This window comes from Clostridioides sp. ES-S-0006-03, from assembly GCF_020662275.1.
Classification (GTDB): Bacteria; Bacillota; Clostridia; order Peptostreptococcales; family Peptostreptococcaceae; genus Clostridioides.
In genome coordinates this window covers 73118-94176 of sequence record NZ_JADGMM010000016.1, presented here as the reverse complement: position 1 = coordinate 94176, position 21059 = coordinate 73118, and the positions used below count along the sequence as shown (strand labels likewise).

23 protein-coding genes are annotated in these 21059 nt (G+C 28.3%); 1 reads left to right on the top strand and 22 read right to left on the bottom strand.

The genetic code is table 11. From position 1 onward, the window contains the following. Positions 1 to 454: 454 nt before the first annotated feature. The 3 genes from IR151_RS17670 to IR151_RS17660 form a co-directional block, all read right to left on the bottom strand. Entirely contained in the window at positions 455 to 2143 is a 1689-nt protein-coding gene (locus IR151_RS17670; protein WP_227436963.1) for a phage tail tape measure protein, read from the bottom strand. A 66-nt stretch (positions 2144 to 2209) separates the two neighbouring features. Continuing rightward, positions 2210 to 3250, bottom strand: coding sequence for a hypothetical protein (locus IR151_RS17665; RefSeq protein WP_227436961.1), 1041 nt, complete (start codon positions 3248 to 3250; stop codon positions 2210 to 2212). Positions 3251 to 3350: 100 nt separating this feature from the next. After that, positions 3351 to 4394, bottom strand: a complete 1044-nt coding sequence (locus tag IR151_RS17660) for a phage antirepressor KilAC domain-containing protein (protein ID WP_227436959.1) — start codon at positions 4392 to 4394, stop codon at positions 3351 to 3353. A gap of 256 nt (positions 4395 to 4650) precedes the next feature. Here IR151_RS17660 and IR151_RS17655 point away from each other — a divergent pair, with 256 nt between their 5' ends. After that, entirely contained in the window at positions 4651 to 5103 is a 453-nt protein-coding gene (locus IR151_RS17655; RefSeq protein WP_227436957.1) for a helix-turn-helix transcriptional regulator, read from the top strand. Between the two features lie 635 nt (positions 5104 to 5738). Here IR151_RS17655 and IR151_RS17650 read toward each other — a convergent pair. The 19 genes from IR151_RS17650 to IR151_RS17560 form a co-directional block, all read right to left on the bottom strand. After that, the gene (locus tag IR151_RS17650) at positions 5739 to 5942 is read right to left on the bottom strand and encodes a DUF4236 domain-containing protein (RefSeq protein ID WP_021383048.1); all 204 of its coding nucleotides are present in this window, start codon (positions 5940 to 5942) and stop codon (positions 5739 to 5741) included. An 85-nt stretch (positions 5943 to 6027) separates the two neighbouring features. Next, entirely contained in the window at positions 6028 to 7065 is a 1038-nt protein-coding gene (locus IR151_RS17645) for a YHYH domain-containing protein (RefSeq protein WP_227436955.1), read from the bottom strand. 88 nt (positions 7066 to 7153) lie between these two features. After that, positions 7154 to 7612, bottom strand: coding sequence for a hypothetical protein (locus IR151_RS17640; RefSeq protein WP_227436953.1), 459 nt, complete (start codon positions 7610 to 7612; stop codon positions 7154 to 7156). Continuing rightward, the gene (locus tag IR151_RS17635) at positions 7602 to 8060 is read right to left on the bottom strand and encodes a hypothetical protein (protein ID WP_227436951.1); all 459 of its coding nucleotides are present in this window, start codon (positions 8058 to 8060) and stop codon (positions 7602 to 7604) included. The genes IR151_RS17640 and IR151_RS17635 overlap by 11 nt, the downstream gene beginning before the upstream one ends. Positions 8061 to 8075: 15 nt before the next feature. After that, positions 8076 to 8861 (bottom strand): phage tail domain-containing protein, encoded by a 786-nt coding sequence (locus IR151_RS17630; RefSeq protein WP_227436949.1) that lies wholly within the window; start codon positions 8859 to 8861, stop codon positions 8076 to 8078. A 98-nt stretch (positions 8862 to 8959) separates the two neighbouring features. Further along, the gene (locus IR151_RS17625) at positions 8960 to 9775 is read right to left on the bottom strand and encodes a hypothetical protein (protein ID WP_227436947.1); all 816 of its coding nucleotides are present in this window, start codon (positions 9773 to 9775) and stop codon (positions 8960 to 8962) included. A gap of 40 nt (positions 9776 to 9815) precedes the next feature. Continuing rightward, positions 9816 to 10616 carry a hypothetical protein gene (locus IR151_RS17620; RefSeq protein WP_227436945.1) on the bottom strand — a complete coding sequence of 267 codons (801 nt, stop codon included), beginning with the start codon at positions 10614 to 10616 and terminating at the stop codon, positions 9816 to 9818. After that, positions 10616 to 11065 carry a hypothetical protein gene (locus tag IR151_RS17615; protein ID WP_227436943.1) on the bottom strand — a complete coding sequence of 150 codons (450 nt, stop codon included), beginning with the start codon at positions 11063 to 11065 and terminating at the stop codon, positions 10616 to 10618. The genes IR151_RS17620 and IR151_RS17615 overlap by 1 nt, the downstream gene beginning before the upstream one ends. A 60-nt stretch (positions 11066 to 11125) precedes the next feature. Next, on the bottom strand, positions 11126 to 12115 hold the full coding sequence (locus IR151_RS17610; RefSeq protein WP_227436942.1) for a hypothetical protein: 990 nt from the start codon (positions 12113 to 12115) through the stop codon (positions 11126 to 11128). Next, positions 12115 to 12741, bottom strand: coding sequence for a hypothetical protein (locus IR151_RS17605; protein ID WP_227436940.1), 627 nt, complete (start codon positions 12739 to 12741; stop codon positions 12115 to 12117). The genes IR151_RS17610 and IR151_RS17605 overlap by 1 nt, the downstream gene beginning before the upstream one ends. 14 nt (positions 12742 to 12755) lie before the next feature. Beyond that, positions 12756 to 13334 (bottom strand): hypothetical protein, encoded by a 579-nt coding sequence (locus IR151_RS17600; RefSeq protein WP_227436937.1) that lies wholly within the window; start codon positions 13332 to 13334, stop codon positions 12756 to 12758. A 73-nt stretch (positions 13335 to 13407) separates the two neighbouring features. After that, complete coding sequence (locus IR151_RS17595) at positions 13408 to 14388, bottom strand: hypothetical protein (protein ID WP_227436935.1); 981 nt, start codon at positions 14386 to 14388, stop codon at positions 13408 to 13410. 72 nt (positions 14389 to 14460) lie between these two features. After that, the gene (locus tag IR151_RS17590) at positions 14461 to 14910 is read right to left on the bottom strand and encodes a hypothetical protein (protein WP_227436933.1); all 450 of its coding nucleotides are present in this window, start codon (positions 14908 to 14910) and stop codon (positions 14461 to 14463) included. A 31-nt stretch (positions 14911 to 14941) separates the two neighbouring features. Then, a complete protein-coding gene (locus tag IR151_RS17585; RefSeq protein ID WP_227436931.1) occupies positions 14942 to 16327 on the bottom strand; it encodes a hypothetical protein in 1386 nt (461 codons plus the stop codon). Between the two features lie 19 nt (positions 16328 to 16346). Further along, positions 16347 to 16535 carry a hypothetical protein gene (locus tag IR151_RS17580; RefSeq protein ID WP_227436929.1) on the bottom strand — a complete coding sequence of 63 codons (189 nt, stop codon included), beginning with the start codon at positions 16533 to 16535 and terminating at the stop codon, positions 16347 to 16349. A 12-nt stretch (positions 16536 to 16547) separates the two neighbouring features. Next, positions 16548 to 18011, bottom strand: a complete 1464-nt coding sequence (locus tag IR151_RS17575) for a hypothetical protein (RefSeq protein ID WP_227436928.1) — start codon at positions 18009 to 18011, stop codon at positions 16548 to 16550. A 19-nt stretch (positions 18012 to 18030) separates the two neighbouring features. After that, positions 18031 to 19761 (bottom strand): terminase large subunit domain-containing protein, encoded by a 1731-nt coding sequence (locus IR151_RS17570; protein ID WP_227436926.1) that lies wholly within the window; start codon positions 19759 to 19761, stop codon positions 18031 to 18033. Then, positions 19761 to 20609 (bottom strand): hypothetical protein, encoded by an 849-nt coding sequence (locus IR151_RS17565; RefSeq protein ID WP_227436924.1) that lies wholly within the window; start codon positions 20607 to 20609, stop codon positions 19761 to 19763. The genes IR151_RS17570 and IR151_RS17565 overlap by 1 nt, the downstream gene beginning before the upstream one ends. 191 nt (positions 20610 to 20800) lie before the next feature. Further along, a complete protein-coding gene (locus tag IR151_RS17560) occupies positions 20801 to 20989 on the bottom strand; it encodes a hypothetical protein (RefSeq protein ID WP_227436922.1) in 189 nt (62 codons plus the stop codon). Between the last annotated feature and the right edge of the window lie 70 nt (positions 20990 to 21059).

The window sequence follows — 21059 nt, the reverse complement described above, 5'->3', positions numbered from 1 at the left end:
TTTGCCCCCTCATAATATTAATTATTTCTAATTAACACGCCAAAAGTTTAGCATTTTGAGTACTTTCTTGCATTCCAACCACTAATGCAATTGAATCTTCCATTGAAGTTCCAAATCCAGCTAATACACTTGCACTTCTCTGTAAAGCGGCTCCAACGTCCCCAGTTGTAACAGCAAAATTATTCTTTCACACCCTCGATTTCTCGATATTTATTAGGGGAATAGACTATACCACTATCCATTTAGGATACTCATTGGTAGTCGTTGCGACCTTTCCTTATCAATTGACTTAGGACTGTGTCTCAGGATTATCCAATCTCTAATCTTATTACCATACCATTGTAATTAGCAATGCCACGCTTCAATTTCTTTAACGCTTGGTAATTAAAGCTCTAAGGATTTTCCCTGATATTCTGAGTTCAATTATATATTACTATATAAAGGGGCTATTTTGTTAACCAGCATAATTGGCAAGGTCTGAGAACTTTGTTAGATTATTATAATCTTTTCCTGCACCTTGCAATTCAGTACGAAGAGGTTTTAAACTGTTAGCCACCCCACCGTATGCTGACATTATTGATGTCAGATACTTATTTGAATCTTCTTGTGATAAATCTGAAACATTACTAAATTGAGCTGATTTTTTTGCATACTCCATAGCATCGTTGACATTATGTATTCCTGTTTGTAAAGCTTTTGATGTTCCTTCAATTATGTCAGTACTTGAACGAGCAACGCTTATACCAGCTTCAATTGCTGAATTTTTTACATTCTTTAATTGTTCACTTGTCCCTTCAAAGTTATCAGGTGCTACTTTCATCATATCTCTTAAAGCACTATCTAATTCAATAATGGTTGTTTTAATGTTTCTTACACCATTTGTAATAGACATACCTATCATATTACCTAGAGTGTAAGTTCTCATCGAGCCATATAAATCACTAAAGAAACCACTTGTTGTTTTTACACTAGTTCCTAATCCTGTGAAATTAGATTTCATATTATTTACTCTATTTTTTATTGCATCTAATTCCTTTACTTTTTGACCTAGAGGCATACTATTTAATTGCATTAATTCTTTTTCGAGTTTATCAATTCCAGCAGTTGATTGACCCAATTCTAAACATTTTTGTCTAAGCCTATTCAAATCTGAAATTACTTTAGAAAGATTCATATTAAATTTAACATCTAGCTTAGTATTTTTAATAGCACCTTCTACTTCTTTAACCTTGTTTTTCATTGATTCTAAACCAGTAATTGCAGCGGTCATTCCACTACTATTCATATTTCTAAAATCTAAACTTTGTATTTTTTTTAAATCATTTAACATGGCATTTAGCTGAGAAGAATTAGCATACTTAGAATTTGATAGCTTAGCTATTCTTGATTCTAATTGAGCTGCATCTTTTTGAAGTGTTTTAAATTGAGCCGACATACTATTATTTATATTCGGAAGTTTAAATTTAGAAATTCCATTTTGAACAGCTTGTACATCAGATAGTAATCTTGACATACTCTCGAATTTCAATCCCTTTAATTCTGTACTAGATAATCTAGTTAATTTCGAGGACAACTTGTCTAATTCATCTAATTGAGCATTATTTAAAAATCTATTCTGTCTAAGTTTACTAATCTGATTTTGCATTTTTTCTATATCAGCTTGAGCTTTTTGAAAAGTTGTTGCTAAAGACCTCTGCATATTATCAAATGCACTATCGTTAACTTGAGTTTTCCCTTTTAGATTATCTAATGCAGAACCTAGATTAGAGATTTGATTAATAGTTCTGGTTAATTGCCCATTTAATTCTGTATATGACTGGACATTCGTAGTCTTGGACATTTGTTTTTCAATTGTATTTTTCTTATTAATTAATTTCTGATAATCGGATAGTAAACTATTTACTCCCAAGCTAGAACCTTTGCTGGATTTACCTCCAAATAAGTTGTTTTGAGTTTTTGCACTTAAAGCGTTGATTTTAGTTAAAACACTTTCTAGTTGTTTCAAGTTTTTTAATGAGGATGTATTCATCTCCACATTTAGCTTTATATTATTTTCCTTAGCAGATGTCTGTAATGATTTCAGTTGGGCTTTAGCTTTTTCATCATCCAGTTCTATACTGGTCTTAATCTTAAATTCACTCATTAAACCACACTCCTTTTTTACATAAAAAAATAGAAGACTATTTAATCTTCTACTTTATACTATATCTTACATATTCTCATTATTTATTATTTGCTGTATTTTCATTCTAAATATTTGAACATCTTCAAATATTTTATCTAAAATTGATTTATCACTTTCTGGTTTCTGTGCCACCATTTCATAATCTTTATATTGCTTACAATTAGAATTCATTTTTATTACAAGTCTCAATATATGGACTTCCTCTCTTATTTCATCTATATCTTTTGGAATATAATCATTATCATAAATTATATTTCTATCATGAAGTAATACTATTCTTATATTGCTTATTTTTTTTATATTTATTTTAATTTTCTCTTTGTTTTGTATAAAATATAATTCATTCTTTTCATTAATAAGAAATCTTCCCCACTCATATACTTTATCTTCTAATTTTGTAATTTCTTCATCTGTAGGTACTAATTCTTCTATACTCTTAACTTCATTAACTTTAGTTTTTTTAATTTCAATGTCCTTGTTTTCTTTTTCAGCAATAGTATTTTTAGACTTATCATATTCATTTTTAAATATTTTCATTTCGTTTTCTATGACTATCTTACTACTTTCCATTTCTTTAATTTTCTCTTGAATATCTAAATTTTCTATGTTCTTATATTCAGGAATATAGAATACCTCATGTGTACCTGATGTAAATGTAAAAATTAAACTTATTTTTTCAACAAAAATATATTTATTATATGCAGGAACTATTGATATAATTTTCATTACATTTTTTTCTCTTGTCTGCATATTAAACCTGACATCTAATAAATCTTTTATATCTTTTTCTAAAATTGAACTTGAATTTCCATAAACAAAATATATTTTTCCATTATCACACAATACAAATCTAGGACTATATGAGTTACCAGAAATTTTACATTTTGTCATAGATTTTTCCATCTCTATTTCCGATTTCGATTTTTTTCTATTTCTTTCTGCTATTCGTTCTAATCTAGCTTCTTTTTCTTTGGCATCATCTATTGCATTTGATATAAAAAAACAAATAATAAATAATCCTAAAACTGCTCCTATAAAGATTAAACCACCTAAATATTCTTCCATAATATTTCCCCCTATACTCTGATACTTCAATTATATCAACTCTAAAGGAAAATTTATACTACAAAAGGAAATAGAAGTCAAAACTCCTATTTCCACAACATCATTTACTCAAATATTTATCAATATCTTCTTTACTAGCCTCTTCTATGTAATCTATCATACAAATTGGAATATCCCTACTCCTAGAAACATCTCCAATTTCTTCTACTCTTATTTTCTCATTTCTTACACTTTTTAATATTCCAATAAATCCATAATACTCATGGTCATATATAGCATATGTTTTCCCTATCTCAACCATAACTCCTCTTATGTAATCATTATTTATCATGAATCTTTTAAGTACCTTATTATTCTCTCTCAATATCTTATTTACAAAATATATCTGACCTTTTCCAGTCACAACAGGTGTTTGTCTAATTACAATATTTCCTTCTTTATCTATACCAGCACTCTCAGAAATTTCTAACACTTTCAAATCCATTGACTTCTGAGTTGGAGAATTGTGGTCAGCTCTTTTCTTTTTAATCAAATATTCATTATTTCTCATCCACTCAAATAATCTATTTTGTCCTATGTCTACACCATTCTGATTTAATATCTTAGATAATTGAGCAATTAGTATTGAGCTTGATGAACACTCTATTGCATTAGCTAATTCAAGTTTTGGTTTATTTTTCTCTTGTTCTACTCTTAACTTTTCTTTAGTAGCTCTCTCATTTTTGAGTTCTGTTAATAATTGTATAGTCCAGTCTGGATCATTAATCGCTTTCTCTAATGCTTCATTAGTCATATAAGCTCCATGTTTTCTTATTGCAGGTAACACCTCATCAAATACCCAATTTTCAAATTTTTCTGCATTCGGCAACCTACTATTCATAATTAATCTATACAAATCACTCTCTGGAATAATATTTACCTCTAAAATTTTATCTTTACTTTGAGGATGAGGTATGTGGTGTTTTAGGGTACACCTGCAATGTGTTTGTATTGCATTATTTGGTTTAACATATCCAAGAACTTTTGCTATATCTGTAGCAACAAAATAGGGTTTATTTTCAACTTCAATTGTTCTTATCTCTCCAAACAATTCATTGTTAAAGCTTATTACTCTTTTTTCATCTTCTCTATTAATTATTTCCATAATTAATACCTCCTTATATATTGTTTTTTCTATAAGGAATGGTATATAATATCATTAGTATAGAATCATATACCATAAAGGGGTTATTCAAACTTGGTTGGGTGAATAACCCCTTTTCCTATCCTTATTTTTATAACATTTAGTATTGTAATAATACTTGTTGTTATATTTGTATTATATTACCAACATTTTGTTATGTCAAGTATATATTTCATAACACTTTGTGTTATAATATATGTATAGGAGGTGTTAGAACATGATTGGAGCAAAATTAAAACAACTTAGAATTAAAAATAACTTAAAACAATCAGATGTAGCGTTATTGCTAAATGTAACGCAAGGAGCTGTAGGTATGTATGAAAATGATAAGAGAACTCCCTCAGCAGAGCTAATTGTTAGATTAGCAGAACTTTTTAATGTCACTACAGATTATCTTTTAGGTCATACAGAAACTAATTATTCAGTCAATGCAAATATACCTGAAATGCCATCAATCGTAAATGAAGAAGATACTTTTATATATAATATACTTGATGAAAAAAAAGACATTGAATCTTTAGAAGACATGAATAAATTGTTAGAAAATACTGATTGTAATGATGAAGTCAAAGAAGTTCTTAGGAAATATATTCAACTAAATGAAATTGATAAAAAAGTTATAGAGAGAATTGTAGATAATGCATATGAACGATTAAAAGAGGAGGATTAATATATACCTCTTTTTTTTGTAATGTAGTGGTCCAATGTTGAAATTCCAATATGTATCCATATTGGACACACTTATATTTTTAGAAGTTGCTAAATACAACATCTGAATTTATTTGATTATTTCAAATTGTCTTAAATAGTCCAAATACTCTTGTTTTATTCTATAAAAATGTAAATCGCTCATATTTTCCTCTCAAAAATTAAAAAGAGATAGATTTTTCTATCTCTTGAATTATAGTTTCCATTTAAGGCTGGATACACCTAAATTGTTTTAATTAAAATTCACGCTTAAAGTGGTGAAACACTCAACATTAAAATAAGCTCTCATGGTGGCTAAACACCGAACAAAATGTGCGAATTATGCACACTTGTTGAAATTCCAATACTTTCAGCCATAAAAAACAACCTCTTATGTTCGATTTTGAAAAATCAAGGTATAAACACAAATAGTCATTTTTATGAAGCCTTAGAAAAGCATATAAGAGGTTGTATTTTTCACAATAAGAAAAGATACCTTCATTAAGAAAGTATCTTTTAAAATTTCATTACTAATAATTCTAAACCGCCTATCTAGGCTGAAAATAATCTAAAACATCCATCTGGACACTTATATTATAACATACTATAAATTTCCATCTATTTAGGTTTACGTTTCTTTGTACTAGTTTTTGTATATGATATTCCAGTTCCAGGTATACTCAATGTAGCTGATTTTCTTCCTTTTGAATTAACTGATACTCTAGCACCTTTAACACCAGCACTTATCCCTACACTTTTCTTACCTAAATTTAATTTTACTCCACCACCTAGATTTATGCTTTTTCTAAAATTAAATCCCACAGATACAACCTCCCTTATATATTTCAAATAAATATACTTAAAATTATATTTGTCATACACTTGTCATCATTGGTATATCTAGTATCTATATCTTTTTATGCTTTTTCTTTTTATATACTACTCCAGCAGCCACAGCTATAGTTCCAGCTCCAACACCATATGTAATATTTCTACTTTTCTCTTCTTCTCTTTTTTCTAATCCATCATCATATATACCTTTTAACTTAGTCTCAATAGACTTCATTTCACTTGGTACACTAAAATCTTCTTCATTATATCCTTGATTATATACACTTTCTTTTACTTTAGGAAGTTTAGATTTCCCATTATCATATCCTTCTTTAAACCAATTAGAGTATTTAGCATTACTTATACTTGATGTATCAAATTTATTTCCTTTAATTGCACTTTCAAATCCTTGAGTAGTATAATCATTTTTTAATTGATCTTGAATTTCATCATAGGAGCTGTTGTAAGCATCTTTAAATGAAGAATCTAATCCTTCTTCAAACGACATCTTCTCTTTATCCTTTTTACTATCATCTATTCCTTTAGCCTTGTATTCTTCTATTTTTTTAATCTTAAATTCATTATATCCAGTTGAGTAACCATTATCATAAGCATCTTTTAAAACTTCTTTTTCATATGTATTATTAGACTTAGCTCCTGTTACCCCTAAATTATAACCTGTCTCTTTAACTGCCTTTTCTTCCTCTTCTAATTTAGCCTTACCTTTTTCATATCCCTCTGAGTACTTTGATTCATATGTATCACTATAATCTCCATTATAGCTTGATGAACTATAACTTCCTTTATATCCATCCTCGTATCCTTGATTATATCCTTTTTCTCCAACAGATTTCTTTTGCTGTTCTTCATTATTAGTCGAAGTGGTTGTTGTTCCAGTACTGCTTCCTCCCCCAGTATAAGGACATGCTCCATTATCATGTAGATGTGCTGGATAACCACCACAATGATAGTGATAGCTTCCTAATCCAGATTTATTCTTATTGTCACGATGGCCTCCAGATGAATCAGTTCTTCCTGAATGAGCATATGAAAAGCTCCCTATACTAATCATAGTTACACTCATTACTATAGCTATTAACTTTTTCTTAAACATAATATATTTCCCCCTAAAATATTCTATGATTTTATTATATCAGTCAATATATTATGTTTAAACCGTTTAAATTCGACAAAGATAAAGTTTATTCTACTGGTACACCTAATCCATTCATTGTAGATTTAAAACATAAAGGAATCTCAGCTCTTACTTTAGTCTCACTTTCAATCATTATATTTGTCTTAGGTCTAAAGTTAGGTTCTTTTCTAGTACCACCAGCTCCCCAAACTGTACCCTTTTCTAATCTTTCCATTGGAAACGCTGGATTCTTACTAAATGCATCAAACCATTTCCCATTATTCTGTATTTCAGATGTAACAGAATTAGAGGAAAGTTCTGTTACATCTAAAGAATTTAATAAGTCATAAGTTCTGCCACCCCATAAATCAGGACGCCAAACACCTTGAGGTGTATATCCAGAATAAACTTGCCTATCTATTTCTTCTTTCATTATCTCTTTCATCTTTTTACCAACTTCAGGCATAGAAGCTTTAATTTGATTCTTAGTATAAGCAACCAGCTCATCTAAAGACTTAAAAACCATAATTCACTACTTTCTCTTTGACATTATTCATCTTTTCGATTTCCTCAGTTTCTTTAAGCACTTTATCTTGTAATATATCATTTTTTAACTGACCTAATTTAATTTCAGTATTCATTAATAAAGATGCTGTTAATTCATTCTCTATTTGACCTATGTAATACATTACAGTTTCTAATTCGCTAGATATATTACCATTTATTAAATCATCTATTTCAATATTTAACTCTATATTAGTCAATTCATCAACCAACATTTTAAGAATGTCTTCTTGAGACAATGCTAAATCTTGATTTTCCATACCAGCCCATATTTTATTTAATATATCTTCTTTAGTTTTCTTATCAGGATTTCTAACTTCTATATATTCTTCTTTACCATTTTCATCTGTAAATGCTATTATTGCTCTTATCTCATCTTTCATCAATTTATCTACTTGTATTTTATTCATCTTATCATTCTCCCTTTATTTTATTATTGGATATTTACATTTAATAGCAACTTTGCAGTTACCAGTAAACTTCAATATATTTACACCTCTTTTTAATCTAATCCACTTTCTATTAACAATATTAAATCTATTTTCTCCATTACTATTTAAAACTGTATAGTACAAATTATCTATTGTTATTTTTTCATTTAATGCTAATCCACTTATAAGCAAACTATCCTCTTCATTATCGCTGATAGTAGAATTTCTAATAGTTATATCTCCTTCATCAAGACATTCAACATCTATAACTGGAGAATATTCTTCATCTACATTTGATGTATTATTTAGTTTAATTTCCCTTGTATCCTTGACAGTTATCACTTTTTGAAAGTTCTTATAAGCATAATTTGTGTATGGCTGAAACTCTATCTCTAGCAAACCTTTTTTATTTTTTGTGTACTTTTTTATTATCTTCCTCGCTTTAAGATAATAGATTTCTTCTATATTGTCATAAGAAATAAATGGTTTAAACTCTCTTTGCCAAAACCAGTTACAAGTATTCTCTAATGTACAATCGTCCCACTCATAAGCCTCTCCATGTTCACTACACAAACAGAATTGTAATGTTATGGGTTCAATAGTAGTTTCATCCTCCGAGTAACAAGGATTCTTATTAAAAGTATTATCAGATTTAATTGCTTCTTCATAAGGTAACCCATATTCATTTAAAATATCATCATCACCCAATGTAACCAACTTGATGTTCATAGATTCGCTTGAGATATTATCAAATAAAAACTTATCATCTAAAAATACCAATTTATCACCTTCTTTCATTTTTTTAAGTTCAAATCCGATTAAAATTATATTTAAACGTAAAAAAATAACCCCTACTCAATTAAGAGTAGGGCAATTCACTATTTCTTAGATTTAACATCCTTTTCATCTATTAATTCAGCACCTAACATAGAGGCCATTCTAACAGGGCTAACATCTTCATTTCCAACAAATGCAAATGTTACATATTCTTTATTTTCATCTGGTAAAACATCTAGCGTCATATTAAATCCAGATGGATTTTCAGCAGTAAGATTTAATTCTATACTTCTTTGTGCTTTAGCATTTGGAATAGTCATGTATAATACCATATATTCACCATCAGCAGTTTTAGCCATAACATCTGCCTCTACTACATAGTTTGGAGCAGTAGATTCTTCTTTTATTTTTATAACTTTTGCTTTTGGTAACTCTTCTAAATAAAATACTGCTACCTTATCTCCTGCATTAAAATCAGCAGTAGATATTGTTATCTCCGTATTAGAACCTGTTACAGTTGAAGTAAATTGTAATTTCTTAACTAAAGATATACCATCTTTTTCAACACTATATACAGATATACTATTAGTGACTGGTTTTACATTTTCTAAAGTAACTTTCTTAGTACTATCAGAAGTTAATAATTTTCTTTTACCAACCTTGGCAGATTCTTCAACCATATCAGAAGCTAATAGCATTGCCAGTTGTGGCATTTGTATTACCTCTTGTTCGAGTGCTAAACTACAAGTCACGCTTCCGTCAAAAGCTATGGCATTTGCACCTTTAGCCTTGGCATAAACTGATTCTGAATCCAATTTAAAGTTAAACGCATTTAAATCCGCTGTATAAAAAAGTGGTTCTCCAGTTGTTTTATTTTTTACTATTATATTACTTGCATCTTTTATCGCAAATCTCATTATTTAATCATCCTCTCATTTTTACATAAAAATAATACTGTTATCTAACAGTACTAGTTTGTATTTTTATTTCTTTAGACCAATGCTTCATTTTATCCATATCAGTTTGATATTTAAATGACCATGCATAGCCTAAACTTTCATTGTAATTCTTAAATTGTATCTTAGTTTTATAAGCATTAATCAGTTGCCAATAAGTCATTTTTAATATTTCATCCATTGATACATATCCATCTATATTTTGAACTATATTTATATAATCACATAGATGATATGCTTCCTTTTCTCTTTTCTTTCTTTCCTTCTCTTTAAAGTGTTCAATTAACTTTTTTTCTCTCTCAGAACCAGTATTTTCAACCCATTTATCCTCATCATCTTTAAGATTTTTTTTATCAATACAAAACATCTCTAAAATTAAATCTGATACTAGTCCAAAATCTTCTCTGCTTATAAAAGCATTTTTCTTTTTATCATCAAATTTAATTAAAATACCAGTTTTAATATTATTCATATACTCAATATTTTTAATATCAGTTTTATATAATATTGATAAAGATTTTTTTATCTTGTCACTAAGTAATTCAACTTTCTCAGAAGAGTCTTTCATTGATGTTAACATCATTAAATCTAAGATGGGTATAGTGTCATATTTACACTTTAATTCAAATGATTCCTCATTACATAGCTGAGAATAGCTCTTTTCGAGTATTAAAAAAGGATTTACTATTTCTAAATTAACCATATTTAATTCAATAAGTTTTCTAATAGTTGGTTGATATATAGTTCCTAAAGTTTCACTTAATTTTATCGGAAGTCCTGTCACATAATAATTTTCTAACATTACATATCACCAAAGCTTTCAGCGGACACAGTTATTATAAAACCATTGTAATCTGTGCTTAAATTGTACATTTGGTATGTATCTTCTAATTTAATTTTACCTATACCAGCTATTTCTTTATTTTCAGTTATTGTATTAACAATACAATCTACCAGTGCGACATCTCTTAAACCATTTATTGTATTTTGACATTCATCGTGGCAGACAATACCAATTTCTATCTTTGTTTTTTTAACTATTCTACTTGCTTCAGAGCAACGTCTATATTCTTTTAACATAATATAAACTGAAACATCTGCTTTTTTTAAAACTTTTTCTACTCTTCTATTAAAAAATACTTTCTTGTTTCTAAGCTTTTTAACTGGATTTTTTATATCAGGCATGGATAAAATATCTTTTTGGGATTCATCATTATAAATCATAAATTTAGCGAAATCTTGATTTGACATCAGAGTTGTTCCTATATTACTTATCATTTTGTTAGGGAAAGCCATATAAGCTAATAATATCTACCCCCTTAGTGTTATCTTTTTAGTATCTATAATTTCATTTGTTTCTTTGTCTTTTGCTAATAATAAAATTTCTAATCCAGAGTACTTAGCCAATGTGCCACTCTGTAACGTGCATGTTTTCTCGTCTTGATTAATTATATTACAAAATCTATACTGCTTGTCTAAGAGCCACTCAACGTCTCTCATGTAGTCTATAGTATATTCATTTTCTTCTCCTAGGGTTATAAATTCATCACCTATTATTTTGTCAAAAGGTATAATTACATTATCATTTTCAGATAACTCATTATAAGCAATATTATTTATTGTATCATCCTTTGAAATTAATGCATCTTGTAAACAGATAGCTTTAATAAGACCATCTGCTCCTGTTTCTCTTCCATTGAACTCAAAGTCATTAATACTTGTAACTCTAAACACAGTTTTACCAGTCAACATTATTCTAGTATCAATGTCTATAGTCTTTGTTATAGGATTACTACCATAATAAAGCTGCCTTTTAGTGTCGGATACAGATGTGTACTTGTTGTCTGCCATCCCATCTGAGTATAAAGTTAGGTTCTCTACAGATACAGGAATTTCATACATTTGACCTTTGTATCTATAATTAAATATTTGATTACATCTTTTAATTACAAAGTGTTTCTTTGTATTAATTGTTTGATGTTCTTTAAATATAGTCACCCAGTAGCTATTATCATAAAATACATAACACCCAACATCTACATTCATATCTTTAGGTGTATATAAATACTTCTCATCTAAAGCTCTTTTATCATTATTAGTAATATCATTTATTGAAACTAAAACTCTCTTAGTTTCATCTGTTATTGTTACTTCTCCAATATCAGTCAAAGGGACTACTAATGCAGTTGGAGCAGTTTCTAAGTATTTTTTAAAACTATCTTCTATCTCATTTTCTATCTTTTCTTTTCTACTTGAAAAACTTCTTAAAACTCTATCTTTATAACACTGAAAGTAATTCATTAATTAAATCCTTTAAAGTCTTTATAAGAATAATTTCTTACTTTTACTTTTAATTCTGATTGAGATAGTTTTTTTAACTTTATTAATTTGTCCAACATATTAGCTTGAGATAGTTTCTTGAAGTCATGGTCTGTTATTTGTTGCTTCAAACTCTCATCTCTAAGAATTTTAGGTTGCAACCAATAATAAATCATTCCTAATGCAAGAATATTAATCTCATCTTCTTCCAAATCATCTACTATATCTCCTATTGTACACCAATTAATTTCAACAGATTCTTTTAGCTCTGTTTCAAAGGATAATGTACAATTTATATCATTAAATTCTATAGAATAATCTTTGTTAAGCTCATACAATTTATTAGTTTTTAGACCAATTAAATCAAACTTTGCTTCTTGTTTATCGAATTCAAATTCATATGTCAGTTGATTTGGCTCAATAATAATTTCTCCTTGCTCTGAGCCAATTATAGATAAGTTTTTTTTACATGTAGTAAACTCTATTATTGAGCTTTTTAAATATCTCAGTAGCAATTTTTCAACTACAGTAGACTTCATTAAAGCAAGAATATCATCTTCTATCTGAGATAAAAATGATTCATATATTTTATATAAAGGAGTCGACATTTAGCATTTCTCCTTTATATACTAGAAAATAAATACTTACTGTGTGATTTTTCTTCTAGCAAAATTCTTTTATAATTACTATCTAATTTTCCTTGTTTTGATAATTTAATTGCTCTTTCAATAATTCTTTTCAGTACTTTTTCATTTATCTTATCCAAAGATTTTTCAAACTTTTCATTGGTTGAGTTTTCTATAAAGTCATCTATGCTATCTAGTTTCATATCACACACTTTATATTTATCTTCTAACCCTAATACATCTAATACAGAATCCATATCTATACCATCAAAAACATCCACTATAGATAAAATTAATCCATCTAGCATACTTTTCGATTGTGTCTTCATATTGAGTAACAAATCCAAAGAAACAGTTGTTGTATCACCTGGTTCATCCAATTCTATAATTTCATTTGTTCTTTTACATTTATAAAATACTGAACCATTTGTAATATTCATAACTTCAACTTCTATATTCTTTGCATTACTTTTCAACTCTTTTCTTATAACACTTTTATTTTTTGTTTTAACATTTTCTTTATTTACTGTTGATTTTTCTTCTTCTTTAACATTTTCTTTATTTACTTTTGCCATATTATTCATCTCCCATCATTATTTATATTAAAATAAGAGATGAATAAACAAACCCATCTCTTATAGCTCTCAACTATGCACTTATAGAATACAATCCATAATTAACCGCTCTTACAACACCTATCAAGACTTTTCTCGTGAATAAGTACTCTAATTGTCTATCTTGTCTCTTTCCAGTACCTCTGTCTTCATCTATAAATGCATCGCCTTCAAACCCAGCCATTATAGGTTTTACACCAGACGGAACTATAAACAATTTATCAGTTGCTATACCCCAAGTCTTATTATCTTTATCATATGTATTTTTTATTTCTATACAGTCAACACCATTAAATATTCTTACATACCCATGATTTCTTTTATCATTTGCATCTGATTCCAGCCATTCTATACCTGGTATTTTAGATAATGCTAACTTTGTGCCATATATAGTTACCTTATTCCCACTTGAACCAGCTACCTTTTCTATTAACTCTGTTAATTTATCAGCATCCATAGCACCAGTAACGGTCATATCTGAATCTATGCCTGTATAAGCTGATACAAATGTTTTTCCTATCAATGTAGCTATTTCATGTTCAAATGACTTTGCAACATTTTGAACCATTTTAGTCCAGCTTATTCTTCCTGCCATAAACTCATCAAATTCAGCATAAATTTTTATACCTAATTCAAATGATGTCATCGGAACTTTTGTACCCAACATTTTTTGTCTTAATAAGTTATTTGTTCCTGCTGCTATAACTGCAACATCGTAAAGTCTATCATCCTCTACTTTAAATTCTATAGTATCTCCTAATGCACAATCTTTAAATTCAACAAATGGAGCAAATGTTTCTTTAACTAACCTAGAAGTTGTAACTGTCAACAACTCCGTCATTATAGCGAATATATCCCATTTATTTTTTTGGAAATTATAATAATTCCATTCTCCACCAACTTTTTCTTCCAATAATTCTCTAAGTTTATCTTCTGCTTCTCCAACAGAAAATTCTTGTACATTACCAGTATATAAGTCAATTGATAGTTTTTCTAAATCTGTCAATCTTGCCATTATATTTATTCCTCCTATTTCTTTGCATAAAAATAACACCTTAAAGGTGTTTTATATTTAACCATTATTTTTTTATATTATCTCTATCATTACTGAAGGTTGTCCCTCATAAGTTAAAACTTTTCTAACTACTGCAACTGCTTCATTTGTTGTTTTTTTAGTTAGATTATATGTAGTTGCTTTTTTCTCTAGTTCATCTCCAACCACTACATCACCATCAAAATGAGCTTTAGCTATTGTATAAACCTCGCCTTTTTGTGGTAAATATGCTCTTCCAGCTATATCTTTTTTTAGCACAAAATCTCTTTCATCTAATCTTTCATCGTGCATTAAGACTGAACATGCCAATATAGCTAATTGAGAATCGTCTTTTAATGCTTCTACTTCATAACACTCTCTTTCGTTTTGTGCAAATCCTTTTACACCTAAAAAAGCTCCACTTTCTAATGGAGTTTCACTTTTATGTTTTATTGATATTGGATTTGGATATGGTATTCTATCTAATCTTATTATTGCTGCCATTTAATTTCCTCCTTGATTTTTTATATAAAAATTAGCCTAAAATTCCACCATAAGGTTTTCGTTTAGGCTGCTTTTTTGATTTTATTGATGTTAAATCTATTGAATTATCATCTGTACTACTAAAATTCATATTTCCTTTTCTACTATTAACTATCTTCATACCTTCTAAAGCATATAATTCTTTTTGGAAGTTTTCTTTAGTTATTTCTCGGTTTAAAACTTTTTCCTTTAATTCACATATTTCATCTTCATTAAAACTAAATTCTTGAACTATAGATTCTACATCATTTTCATAATTAGCATTATCTATTGATTTTTTAAATTCTTCAAGTTTGCTCAATTCAAATTTCATTGTATTTACTTCTTCTTCTTTTAATTGAAACTTTTCTAAAACTCTATCTTTTAATTCATCTCTATTTGAATCAAAATGTACTACATTTAATTCTCCTGTTTTTTCTCTCCATTCACTTATATATTCCTTCTTATTATCAAAGTCGGCAATTATTGTATCTCCATTAATAGAGTAAGGTATTCCATAGTATATATAGCAATTTGAACTTTCTACTATTAAAATATTTTCATTTGGCAACAAATCTCTATACCAAAATTCTCTTGATTGATATTTATCACCCCAATAATCTGTTTTTTCAATAGTTCTTGACTCTATTTGTGTATATAATTGATCTCTTATATTTTCTACAGATAATCCAAATGTTTGCACTTGAGGTTCTGTATCAATTACATTTTTTTCTGACACACTACCACTCTCCCTTTCGTAATTTTTTATCTTATTATTCATTTCTTGAACAAAAACATCATATTCTTCATTATTTGAATAAATATTTAAGTTACAAGTTCCATTCATACCTTGTTCAACTTCATCACCTAAAATAGTCACACCCCTAAACTGGAATTTTTTTATATCGGTAAATCCTGTTTCTGAATTTAGTTCATATTCAAGGGTTTTTATTTCCATAGAGACATCTTTTGTACCATCATCATCCATGATTAATTGATAACTTTCATTGCAATAACCTTCCCATATATAGCAATCTGCAACCAAATGCTCTACATTATCTATAATTTCATATCTTGGATTGCAACTTTCACTAAATAAACCAATGGGTTGTTCCAAATAGAAATGTTCTAATTGGTATCCATTCTCAGTTTGAATTAATTTAGGTATTATTTTATGACTCTCAAAGTCTAACGCTTCTCCATCTGCATTTCTTTTTATATATGCTAACAAAGGTCTATTTTTCAAACTCTCTTTAGCATCATCAATAACTTCTTTAGAAAACGAAACTTTTTTTCTGTTTCCACCTTCGTGCATTATAATAACTTTAGCTTTAATAAGACCATCTTCAGAATCATTAGAAAATGTTTGTATTTTACAAGGTATTTTCTCTATTTTCAAATCTTTTCTCACCTCCTTGCTAAAAATACATTTTATTAGTAAATAAATATTTCATTTTATCTTCTTGTGAAAAATTTAAAATATTGTCTGGTATATTTTCAAACATATAAATTGTATGATTTCCTAAATCCTGACTCATTATATATTTAAATCCTTTTAAAGTTAATATTTCTTTATCTTGTTCATTCAAAGCGCATATAAAATTCACATATCTACCCTCCTATTCTAAATTTTCACCTGTTTGAGTATTTCTTTCACTAATTTGTGAATTATCAGGTCTTCCTTTTTTGGAAATTGTATGAGCTGTCTGCATAGGCATTAAACTTTCTTCTAGCCCTAACATTTTTTCGTTTTGAGTAATATTAAGTACTTGGAGTGGAGTGAAACCTTGAGTTGCTAAATATTTTTTTCTTGAACCATATAATGTTAAATTTTCTCTTTCATCTTGAACGGCTTGTCTTTTATTGTATTCAGAAGTACCCACAAAGTTAAGAGTCCAATTTCTACTTTTAGGATTCTGACCTAATTCATCATTTATCCAATTCTCTATCATACTTTGAATCTTTAGTGGAAGCAATGTGTCAACAGTAGCCCCTATGGCAATTGCTTCGTTTGTAGATTTATTCCCATTAAATAATTCATTATTAATACCAGAATTATCATAAATGCTCTCTTTTACCTTATTTATGTATTCCATTATTTTAACTTTTTCGTCACCCAGTACAACAGAATCTACTTTCATTGGTGTAGTAATAACACCAATTCCATCAGGAACAACACTTTTTATAGATTCATGAAACATCATAAGTGTATCTTGGTCTAACAATAAATTTCCTTCATCATCTGTATCTGCCAACTGGTGTAATAACTTGAAGTTATCAATCTTAGCATTATTATCTTGTATATCATCCATGTCTTCTAATGCTAATAGTGAATCAAATATATGAGCATAATATGGAATTCCCTTTTTACCCCACATATCTAAATTAAAAGCTGCTGCATTGTCATCTAGTCTATAATATGAGCTGTCTAATAAATTCTCATCTTCATCTAATTTACCATTTTTATAAAGTTTATATAGTCTTTGAATTTCAGTAGGATAAAAACCAATACTTTCATCAGTTATACCTGATAAATCTATAGCATACTTTGATACCATATTATTGTTTTTACCTACTATTTTACATAAACTTGCTGGCATCTCTTGAATTAATATACTACTTTTATTTTCCCTCTTATAAACATAAAGCTCTCCGTTAGTAAGTATTCTTTCAACCATCCATTTTGCATTAAATTTTATTTTAAACTTTTCTATATATTTAGCTGCTTCATATTCTTTTTTCTGCATAATTTCAGTTGTCTTATATTTGTTAATATCAACAGGTACTATAAAATGGTCGTATGTCAAAATCATAGATTTATATAGTATAAATTCCTTCAACATACCATTTGTTAGCTTTAATATTTCAGAGGCTTCTTGTAGAATATCTACACTTTCTAAAGGATTTTTTAAGGCCATTCGTAATTGTTTTCTTGTTATTTTTCTTGGTCTATAAATTTTGTTATATATTTTTTCAATATTTTTTAGAGGATTTTTAGACTCGAATATTAGATTTGAAGCAAATTGACTTGTATTTTCTTTTTTTATATTTTCTATTGAATTATCTATTTCTTTATCTTTCACTCAACCATATCACCACTCTTTATGTTAAAAATAGGTACTTGTTTGTACCTTTCTTTTTCTTTACAAACTCTTCATTTTCAATTAATTGAGCTAGATAGTTAGCATATGCAATACTAGAATATCTATCTTTTCTTGCCTTACCTTTTTCCACAATTCTTATATTACCATGTAACAACTCATATTCAAGATTTATCGTCTCATGAACCATCATAGTAGTTTGAAGAAATGGAATTAATATATCTGCTTGTTCTTCTGCACTTTTATCTTCAAATTTTTTATTTTCCAACATTAGATTTTGTCTTTTTTCTGTATCATCTATTAATAATCTTATCTTCTTAGTTACAAAAGAATTTTTTAAATATACAGCTATATCATTATTTTCTTTGGCATATGCTTTTAAGGCATAAACAACTGGTTTTGCTCCTTTGCTTAATGCCAAATCTATATCTGGATTTCTATTATAAGCTGTAAGTGCCTCATAATGCTCATCTCTAGCTTCGTCATATTGAGTCTTTTGTAGTTCTGTCATAACAGACGTTCCATTACCATTCGTATCAACTATCATCTTATCAGCTTCAAAGTCAAAGAATAATTGTTTTAATCTAAGTGCTTGCTTTTCAGGGTCTAAACCATTGTGAGACTCTATCCATACAACTTCTCTAGTATAACCTACTGTATTTGGTAGTAACCTCATTAAGGTGTATATAGAGTTATCATTGTTAGCACCCTCTTCAACAGCTATATCTGCACCTATAATTCTTATCTCACCATTTTTTTTTACCATTTGTTTCTTTTTCTTTCTTCTTTCATCTTTATTACAATATTCATAGTCTTTAAGTGGATAAAATGGTGTTTTCAGGACTCTACACTGATTCATTTCACTTGATTTAAAATAAGACTTTTCATTTTCTCCATACCATATACCACAGTACTCCATAAGAAAAGCTACTTCTCCTATATCAACTCTATCTTCATCAATCTTTTCTTTTAAAAGTAGTCTATTATCCAGTGAACAAATATAAGGAATATCACAAGAGAATGCACTTTTACCACTACACATATCTTTAGTTATATCAATAAATTTGTCCCAACTCCAATGTGATTTATACCATGCACTACTTAAATATAGTTCTTTATTAGGCTCTAATGGATAATCTTTATATTCTGGTTTATCTAAAAATCCTGGATGTCTTGGGTCAGTTAAAAATTGTTTTAAGACAGTATCAATATCATTCTTTTTAACTGTCCTATATTCGTCTACAATTACAACTTGCGCTCTTTTACCTCTAGCTCCATCTCCAGATACACTTGCTTGTATTATACTTCCATTTTTAAATATACATTCAATCCTATTTTGACCCGTTGAAATATCTAAAATTTCTTTATCTAATGCGATAGATTCTCTTTTCATAGTAGCTATCTTATCTGTTATAATCAAACCTGCTTGTTGCTTACTTCCAGCAGCAATTACAATTTTACTACCTGGGTATAATATACATCTAACTATGCAAAATATTGCTACAAGAGTTGATTTACCTAATCCTCTACAAGCTATAAAACAAAATTTTGTAGATACATTCATCATATACAAGAGTAACATTTGAAAAGGATACAACTTCAACCTTAGATAATCTAATACAAATCTATGAGGATTTTCTCTATAAAAACTTGTCCATATCCCTATTCCCTCTATAAGATTATCATATGAGTCTTTATATTTTAGTTTACGTTGCCTACTTTTAGTTACCATTATAGTTCATCCTCATAGGTATAATTGTTAGATTCATCTAAGCCAAATACTTTTTTGAAGGGTTTTACAAAATATCTATCTATCATCCTCTTAAACCCATCAACATCTTTAAATGAATCTAATGCATCAGGTACTGGTTCTTTTTTCTCATAAATCTCCAATAATGTTCCATAAACTAAATTATTATCGTCTCCATATTTTTTTTGTTTCGATGGAATTATATCTAACTCAGCCATCTTAGCTGATGTCTGTTTCATTAGTTTGTCATAATCATTATACTGTTGATTTACCCTACATTTCTGTGCCTCTAATTTCAATTCACACATAGACATTATTATTTCTTTTTGCTGAAGAGTTTCTGATGGAAAGTTTCGTTCGTATTTTTTATAGTTCTTTTCTAATTTTAGATATTCATCATTGGAATATCCATCTCCCCATTTGTCAATTAGATACTCATCAATTTCAATATATTTGTTGTTGCTTTCTCTAACATATGTTTCAACATCAATATCTTCAACTATATTATCTGAGGAAGTTTTTCCTCTATATTTTGAGTTTCTATTAATAATTTTCATATATTCATCAACAAAATCTTCACTTTTTTTCTTAAATAATTCATCTGCTAAATTCTCATCGAAATAAATATCAAAATTAAAACAAAGATGTTTCAAAGCCTTTATGCTCCTTCTATACTTATCATTTAATTTATTATATATCTCTTTAAGACAATCCTTGCAAACTGGTAATCTACCATTATCTGAATATATAAAGCTATAACTCTTCCAGAAATATCTCTCTTCATATTTTTCTTGCCCACAACAGGAACATTTTTTTTTATTTACTGCCACATATTATCACCACCATAAAAAAAGACCACTAGAGATAATTCTCTAGTGGTTAATAGGGAGATTCAGTTCAATCAAGAGCTGAATTAAACATACTCTTATAAACTTAACTCAACTCTTAATTAATCCCCCCTGTTTTATCAAACAAATATCATTATCAATATATTAGATAAAAAATAAATAGCCCAAAAATATTATTGGACTATTGTTTCACTCAATCTAATTGTTATATTTAAATCTGCATCACCAGAATACTTATCTAAAACATCGCTAAGTAATACCTCATTATCTCCATCTTTTAAATGTTCTATAATTTTATAAGTGCCATCTTCTTGTTTTACTATCTCACACTTTTCTAAGACTGTTCCTTTATTATTTTTCATATATTATCTCCCTTATTTTTTTATTATTTTGTAGAGTTATAATTTAGGTAGGATTAAAAAAACTATAACT

Coding starts and splice junctions, on each gene's coding strand:
- IR151_RS17640 (WP_227436953.1), bottom strand. CDS start 7,612: ATGGTTTTTAAGTCTTTAGATGAGCTGGTTGCTTATACTAAGAATCAA.
- IR151_RS17605 (WP_227436940.1), bottom strand. CDS start 12,741: ATGTCGACTCCTTTATATAAAATATATGAATCATTTTTATCTCAGATA.
- IR151_RS17660 (WP_227436959.1), bottom strand. CDS start 4,394: ATGGAAATAATTAATAGAGAAGATGAAAAAAGAGTAATAAGCTTTAAC.
- IR151_RS17625 (WP_227436947.1), bottom strand. CDS start 9,775: ATGAGATTTGCGATAAAAGATGCAAGTAATATAATAGTAAAAAATAAA.
- IR151_RS17615 (WP_227436943.1), bottom strand. CDS start 11,065: ATGTCAAATCAAGATTTCGCTAAATTTATGATTTATAATGATGAATCC.
- IR151_RS17595 (WP_227436935.1), bottom strand. CDS start 14,388: ATGGCAAGATTGACAGATTTAGAAAAACTATCAATTGACTTATATACT.
- IR151_RS17610 (WP_227436942.1), bottom strand. CDS start 12,115: ATGAATTACTTTCAGTGTTATAAAGATAGAGTTTTAAGAAGTTTTTCA.
- IR151_RS17590 (WP_227436933.1), bottom strand. CDS start 14,910: ATGGCAGCAATAATAAGATTAGATAGAATACCATATCCAAATCCAATA.
- IR151_RS17655 (WP_227436957.1), top strand. CDS start 4,651: ATGATTGGAGCAAAATTAAAACAACTTAGAATTAAAAATAACTTAAAA.
- IR151_RS17635 (WP_227436951.1), bottom strand. CDS start 8,060: ATGAATAAAATACAAGTAGATAAATTGATGAAAGATGAGATAAGAGCA.
- IR151_RS17670 (WP_227436963.1), bottom strand. CDS start 2,143: ATGAGTGAATTTAAGATTAAGACCAGTATAGAACTGGATGATGAAAAA.
- IR151_RS17600 (WP_227436937.1), bottom strand. CDS start 13,334: ATGGCAAAAGTAAATAAAGAAAATGTTAAAGAAGAAGAAAAATCAACA.
- IR151_RS17620 (WP_227436945.1), bottom strand. CDS start 10,616: ATGTTAGAAAATTATTATGTGACAGGACTTCCGATAAAATTAAGTGAA.
- IR151_RS17645 (WP_227436955.1), bottom strand. CDS start 7,065: ATGTTTAAGAAAAAGTTAATAGCTATAGTAATGAGTGTAACTATGATT.
- IR151_RS17570 (WP_227436926.1), bottom strand. CDS start 19,761: ATGGTAACTAAAAGTAGGCAACGTAAACTAAAATATAAAGACTCATAT.
- IR151_RS17560 (WP_227436922.1), bottom strand. CDS start 20,989: ATGAAAAATAATAAAGGAACAGTCTTAGAAAAGTGTGAGATAGTAAAA.
- IR151_RS17665 (WP_227436961.1), bottom strand. CDS start 3,250: ATGGAAGAATATTTAGGTGGTTTAATCTTTATAGGAGCAGTTTTAGGA.